Origin of the sequence: Streptomyces sp. NPDC017936 (assembly GCF_044328485.1) — a bacterium.
In the GTDB taxonomy this organism is placed as follows: Bacteria; Actinomycetota; Actinomycetes; order Streptomycetales; family Streptomycetaceae; genus Streptomyces.
In genome coordinates, this window is record NZ_JBIRHK010000002.1 from 700,279 (window position 1) to 707,038 (window position 6,760).

The window sequence follows — 6,760 nt, forward strand, 5'->3', positions numbered from 1 at the left end:
TGTCTGTACCGGGCAGTCTAACCTCTGTCCGGCTCGCCGCGCCGACGATACGTCCGTCGCCGACCGGGCGGAGGAGCCGGAGCGGGCGGCGCCCGGTCACTTCCGCAAGGACGCGACGGCGGCCTCGGTGCTGGGGTGGAACGTGAAGACCTGGTCGAGTCCCACGACGGCGAAGACGCGCATCTGGTCCGGACGGACACCGGCCAGGCTGAGCGGAGCGCCGGTGGCCTGCGACCTCTGGTAGGCGCTGATGAGCACGGTGATGCCCGTGGAGTCGCAGTAGGTCAGGCCGGCCAGGTCGATGACCACGCCGCTGTCGTCGAAGGGGGCGTCGTCGACCGCCCGGGACAGGAGCTGGGCGGTGTGGTGGTCCAGCTCGCCCCTGACCTCCAGGACAAGAGGTCCTTCGGGGGTCTGGCGCGGGGTGACTGCCAGGAGGTTCTCGTTCTCGATCACCGATTCTCCTGAATGCGGGACGTGGCGGGTGGGGGTACGGACAGGGCGAGGCAGGCGGTGTCGTCGCTGACGCCGTCGCCCAGCTGCCGCAGCAGCGTCTCGACCGAGTGCAGCAGTTCGTGCGCCGTGCGGGGAGCCGTGGCGGTCAGACGCCGGGTGAGACCGTCCTCACCGAGCATGGTGCCGTCGGCGGTACGTGCTTCCGTGAGGCCGTCCGTGTACAGCAGGAGGCTCTCGCCGGGCCGCAGTCGTGTGGTGGTCTGCACGAACTGCGGGTCGGGCAGCATGCCGACGAGCTGGCCGCCCGCCGTGGAGATCGGCTCCACGGAACCGTCCGCGCGCACGGCCAGGGCGGAGGGGTGCCCGCCGCCGGCCAGGGTGATGGCGTGGGAACCGTCGGGCAGGGGCTGCAGGACGCCGAAGGCCGCGGTGCAGTAACGGGGGGCACTGCCCTGGTACTCGCCCTTGAGGACGGTGTCCAGGTTGGCCAGCGCGGCGCACGGGTCCGGGTCGTAGATGGCCGCGGCGCGCAGGGTGTAGCGGGTCAGCGAGGTCAGCGCGGCGGCGTCCGCGCCCTTGCCGCACACGTCGCCCAGGAAGAACGCCCACCGTCCGTCGTCCAGCGGGAACAGGTCGTAGAAGTCTCCGCCCACCTCGTCCGTGGAGGCCGGGTGGTAGGCGGCCGCGGCGAGCAGACCGGGCACGTCGGGCAGGGCGGGCGGCAGCAGGGTGCGCTGCAGGACCCGGGCGAGGCGTTCGGCCTCGGCGCGCCGGTCGCGTTCGGCCGCGACCGTGCGCATGGCCGACAGCCGCAGTTCGAGTTCGTCCATGACCAGGGCGGCCAGGTCCTGCAAGGACTCGAGCTGGTCGTCGGTGGGTTCGCGGGGGCGGGTGTCCAGGACGTCGACGGTGCCCAGTCGCTGTCCGTCGGCCGTGGTGATCGGTGCGGCGGCGTAGAAACGGACCCCCGACTCCCCCCGGACCAGGGGGTCGGCGAGCGCGCGCGCGTCGGCGTCGGCGTCCTTCACCACGTAGGGCTCGCCGTGGAGGATGGCGGAGGCGCACAGGGCCGGTTCGCGGTCGATCTCGGTGACACCGCCGAGGCCGTGGGCGGCTTTGAACCACACCCGGTCGGTGTCGACGATCGCCACGGTGGCCATGGGCGCGTCGAAGAGGCGCGCGGCCAGGGACGCGATCCGGTCGAAGGCGCCGTCGGGCGGCGTGTCCAGTATCCGGTAGCGACGGACGGCGGCCAGCCGCGTCTCCTCGGCGACCGGTATCGCCGGGGCGGTCCGCACGGGGCTCACCGTCATCGTCTCCGCCTGTCCGTCGTTCTCGGTCTCGCTCTTCGTCCGCGGGTCGGTAGGCACCCGGCGACTGGCTTATCCTACGAAGTCGTCGCGAGTGGCGGGCGGTCCCCCGGGTCCGACGGGCCGACAGCGGCAGTGACGGGGGACGGTCCAGGTGTCCTTCCCGGTGTTGTTCTCGGACGGTGCGGGCGCTCGGCGGGGTGGGACGGGGTCGGCCGGCCGGGGCCGTCGATGCGACTGCCCGCTCGGGCGGTGCGAGGGAAAGGGTGTCCAGTGGGGCGTTCGGAAGACGCTGCGCACGAGATCGTGGCAGTGCCCGGGGCAGGCGTGTTCACCGTCGACGAGGAGGTCGGTCCGGACCTCGCCCGGGTGGACTGGTCGGCGACTCCGCTGGGTCCGCCGCAGCAGTGGCCGCAGAGCCTGCGGACCGCGGTGAGCATCCTGCTGTCGTCCCGGTTCTCGATGTGGATGGCGTGGGGCCCGGAGCTGACGTTCTTCTGCAACGCCGCCTACCGGCGCGACACCCTGGGCGCCAAGTACCCGTGGGCGCTGGGACGGCCGGCCAGTGAGGTGTGGGCGGAGATCTGGGAGGACATCGGCCCCCGGATCGACACCGTGATGACCACGGGGGAGGCGACCTGGGACGAGGGGCTGCTGCTGTTCCTGGAACGGTCCGGCTACCCGGAGGAGAGCTACCACACCTTCAGCTACAGTCCGCTGCGCGACGACTCCGGTGCGGTGGTCGGCATGCTGTGCGTGGTCAGCGAGGACACCGAGCGCGTCATCGGCGGACGCCGGATGGCGACCCTGCGCGACCTCGGCTCCGACCCCAGCGTGGTCCGCACCGAGCAGGAATGGCTCGCCTTCGCCCACCAGCAGCTGGCCCGGAACAAGCGCGACCTGCCCTTCACGCTGACCTACCTCCTGGAGAGCGACGGCACCGCCCGCCTGGCGGACGCCACCGGACTGGCCGCGGGCCACCCGGCCGCCCCCGGGACCCTGCCGTCCGACGGATCCGGCGCGTGGCCCGTGGCGTCGCCGGCGCACGGTGAGCCCGTGCTGGTGCCGCTCGACGACACCCCGTTCGCCGGTCTCCTGCCGGCCGGTGACTGGCCGCAGCCGCCCTCCCAGGCGCTGGTGCTGCCGCTGCTGCAGCAGGGCGCAGCCCCCTACGGATTCCTGGTGGCCGGCCTGAACCGGTACCGGGTCCTGGACGACTCCTACCGCGGCTTCCTCGAACTCACCGCCGGTCACCTCGCGGCGGGGATCGCCAGCGCCCGCAGCTACGAGGCGCAGCAGCGGCGGGCCGAGGAGCTCGCGGAACTGGACCGGGCCAAGACCGCCTTCTTCTCGAACATCAGCCACGAGTTCCGCACCCCCCTGACGCTGATCATGGGGCCGGTGGAGGAACTGCGCTCCCGGCTGGCGGACGCCGACGCCCAGGTGCGGGAGGAACTGGAGGTCGTCCACCGCAACGGGCTGCGGCTGGGCAAGCTGGTCAACTCCCTGCTGGACTTCTCCCGCATCGAGGCCGGCCGGATGCAGGCCCGTTACGAGCCGGTCGACCTGCCCCAGGTCACCGCCGACCTGGCCAGCGTGTTCCGGTCCGCCGTCGACAAGGCCGGCCTGGACTTCCGCATCGACTGCGACCGGCTCCCCGAGCCGGTGTACGTCGACCGCGGCATGTGGGAGAAGGTGATCCTGAACCTGCTGAGCAACGCGCTGAAGTTCACCTTCGAGGGCTCGATCGGCGTCACCGTACGGGCCGGGGACGCGCACGCCGTCGTCACCGTCGCCGACACCGGCATCGGGGTGGCCCGGGAGGAGATGCCGCGGCTGTTCGAGCGGTTCCACCGCATCGAGAACGCCCGCTCCCGCTCCAACGAGGGCAGTGGCATCGGGCTGGCCCTGGTCAAGGAACTGGTCGGCCTGCACGGCGGCACGATCACCGCCGACAGCGCCGAGGGCGAGGGCACCCGCTTCACCGTCCGTCTGCCGTTCGGCGCGTCCCACCTGCCCCCCGACGCCCTCGCACCGGCCGAGGACGGCCGTGGGGCGCTGACCGCGGACCCCTACGTGCAGGAGGCGCTGCGCTGGCTGCCGGACGAGGTCACCGCGGACGCGCGCACGACGGTGACGGCGGCCGACCCGTCGGGCTACGCCACCGCACCCGCGGTCCCGGCGCGTGTGCTCGTCGCCGACGACAACGCCGACATGCGCGAATACCTCACGCGGCTCCTGGACGGCGCCGGATACCAGGTGCGCACCGTCGAGGACGGCCTGGCGGCGTTGCGGGCGGCCCGCGCCGACGCTCCCGACCTGGTGATCAGCGACGTGATGATGCCGGGCCTGGACGGGCTCGGTCTCGTGACGGCGCTGCGCACCGATCCGCGGACCACGTCGGTGCCGGTGGTGCTGCTGTCCGCCCGGGCCGGGCAGGAGGCCTCCATCGAGGGCCTGCAGGCCGGCGCCGACGACTATCTCGTCAAGCCGTTCACCGCGGCCGAACTGCTGGCCCGGGTGAGGGCCAACGTCGAGCTGGCGCGGCTGCGCAACCACCAGGCGCGCTGGCGCAAGGCGCTGGTGGACTCCCTGCAGGAGGCGTTCTTCGTCTGCGACGAGGAGGGTGCCGTCGTCGAGATCAACGCGGCCTTCACCGACATCCTCGGCTTCGGCCCCGAGGGTCTCCCCTACCGGCCGGTCCACCCCTGGTGGCCGGACGCCGAGACCGACCCCGACGCGCACCGCGAGGTCGAGGACGCCTTCTCGCAGGTGTTGAACGACCCCAAGGGGTCCTACACCATCCCCGTGACGCACCGGGACGGGCACCGGCTGTGGGTGACGGCCAGTTTCAACCAGGCACAGGACCCGGACACCGGGCGCCGGGTGACCGTCGGGACCTTCCGTGACGTCACCGCCGAGCACTACGCCGTCCAGCGCAAGAGCGCCCAGGCCGCTCTGAGCATGCAGCTGACCCAGGCGACCAGCCTGACGGAGGCCCTCGAAGGCTCCCTGAAGGAGCTGAAGAACCTGTGGCGGGCCGAGTGCGTGCTGGCCGCCGTCGCGACCGCCGACCAGGACGTGTCGGTGACGGCGACCGATGCCGGTCTGCGCTGGCGGGACCTGCCCGCCGAGCGCCGGGAGCAGCTGTCCGCCTGGCTGGAGCAGCCCCTGCTGACGCCCGTCGACGACGCCACCGGAGCGGGCATCACGGTCAGCCACCCGGAAGGAACCATGGTGGTGTGGATCGATCTCGGTGACCACCGGCCCTTCACCGGCGAGGACCAGCTGCTGCTGTCCCTCCTGGCCGGACAACTCGCCCAGGGTCTGTCCCGCGCCCATCAGATCGACCAGCAGCGCGAGACGGCCCTCGCCCTGCAACGCTCCATCCTCGGTCCGGCCGACCTCCCCGCCGGCTTCGCCGTCCGCTACGAACCCGCCACCCGCCCCCTGGAGGTCGGCGGCGACTGGTACGACACCGTCCGGCTCCAGGACGGGCGCATCGGCATCGTCGTCGGCGACTGCGTCGGACGCGGTCTCGAAGCCGCCACCGTCATGGGCCAGCTGCGCAGTGCCTGCCGCGCCCTGCTGCTCCAGGACTCCAGCCCCGCACAGACCCTGATGGCGCTGGACCACTTCGCCGCCGGCGTCCCCGGCGCCCTGTGCACCACCGTGTTCTGCGGCGTCCTCGACCCGGACACCGGCAACCTCACCTACTCCAGCGCCGGACACCCGCCGGGCATCCTCACCCACCCCGACGGCACCACCGTCCTCCTCGACGAGGGACGCTCCGTGCCGCTGGCCGTGCGCCCCGGCCGGAACCGTCCCGAAGGCACCTGCACCGTGCCCGCCCGTGCCACCCTCCTGCTGTACACGGACGGCCTCGTGGAACGCCGGCGCCGTCCTCTGACGGCCGGCATCGACCAGGCCGGCGAAGCCGTCCAGGCCGGCCGCGACGTCGCGGTCGACGACCTCGCCACCCAGGTCATGACGCAGCTGGCGCCCGCCGGCGGCTACGACGACGACGTGGCGCTCCTGCTGTACCGGCACCCGGCGCCGCTGGACGTGTCCTTCCCCGCCGAGTCCGCGCAGCTGGCACCGGTCCGCAAGGCCCTGCGCAGCTGGCTCGCCCAGTGCGAGCTCCCCCCGCACACCGTCCAGAACGTCCTGGTGGCAGCGGGGGAGGCCTGCGCCAACGCCATCGAGCACGGCCACCGGGACGCCCCCGGCGACACGGTCCGGCTCCGCGCCGAGGCGCTGGTCGACGACCTGCGCCTCACCGTCGCCGACACCGGCCGCTGGAAGACGCCCCAGCCCGAGGCCAACACCCACCGCGGCCGCGGCGTGGCACTGATGCGGGCGCTGATGCACCAGGTCACCATCACCTCCGGCGTTGCCGGTACCACCGTCGACATGCACACGAGGATCGCCTGATGACCACGCTCCTGACCTTGACTCCCAGTCGACGGCCCGACGGTGTCACCCAGTTGACCGCCATCGGTGAGATCGACATGAGCAACACCGACGCGTTCGCCGCCGCGATCGAGACCACGGAGGGCCCGCTCGTCATCGATCTGACCGGGATCGAGTACCTCGACAGCGCCGGTCTGAGCATCCTCTTCCGCCACGTCGACCGCATCGAGCTGATCGCCACCCCGCTCCTGGCACCCGTACTGGAAGTCTCCGGACTCGCCGGCCTGACCACCGTGCACGGCCTGGACACCGCCTGACGGCGCTTCCCGGCCCGGAGCCACGGCGTGGTCCCCGCCCGCCGGCGGGCGACGTCCGACCGGGTCATGGCCCGGATCGCCGGGCGGGAGGGGCGTCCGACCGCCCCCCGGCCGGAGCCCCTCCGTTCACCTCGGGGCCCGCACCGTGCCGACGTGCACCTCGCCGTCCCCCTCGGCCGCGGCCAGGGCGCGGTTGCGGCGGACGGAGGACCAGAAGGACCAGCCGATCAGGACGACGCCGATGAGACCGGTGATGATCTCGTT

General features: G+C 72.7%; 4 protein-coding genes. 2 read left to right on the forward strand and 2 right to left on the reverse strand.

Annotation, left to right across the window (positions count from 1 at the left end; genetic code table 11):
• Window positions 1–96: 96 nt before the first annotated feature.
• Window positions 97–456, reverse strand: a complete 360-nt coding sequence (locus ACH4F6_RS06640) for an STAS domain-containing protein (RefSeq protein ID WP_397958769.1) — start codon at window positions 454–456, stop codon at window positions 97–99.
• Window positions 453–1,826, reverse strand: a complete 1,374-nt coding sequence (locus ACH4F6_RS06645; RefSeq protein ID WP_397958770.1) for a PP2C family protein-serine/threonine phosphatase — start codon at window positions 1,824–1,826, stop codon at window positions 453–455. The genes ACH4F6_RS06640 and ACH4F6_RS06645 overlap by 4 nt, the downstream gene beginning before the upstream one ends.
• 213 nt (window positions 1,827–2,039) lie before the next feature.
• Between ACH4F6_RS06645 and ACH4F6_RS06650 the strand changes: the two genes are divergently transcribed.
• Both ACH4F6_RS06650 and ACH4F6_RS06655 read left to right on the forward strand, forming a co-directional pair.
• Window positions 2,040–6,200, forward strand: a complete 4,161-nt coding sequence (locus ACH4F6_RS06650; RefSeq protein WP_397958771.1) for a SpoIIE family protein phosphatase — start codon at window positions 2,040–2,042, stop codon at window positions 6,198–6,200.
• Window positions 6,200–6,496, forward strand: a complete 297-nt coding sequence (locus ACH4F6_RS06655) for an STAS domain-containing protein (protein WP_397958772.1) — start codon at window positions 6,200–6,202, stop codon at window positions 6,494–6,496. Before ACH4F6_RS06650 ends, ACH4F6_RS06655 begins: the two co-directional genes overlap by 1 nt.
• Window positions 6,497–6,760: the final 264 nt, after the last annotated feature.

Coding starts and splice junctions, on each gene's coding strand:
- ACH4F6_RS06655 (WP_397958772.1), top strand. CDS start 6,200: ATGACCACGCTCCTGACCTTGACTCCCAGTCGACGGCCCGACGGTGTC.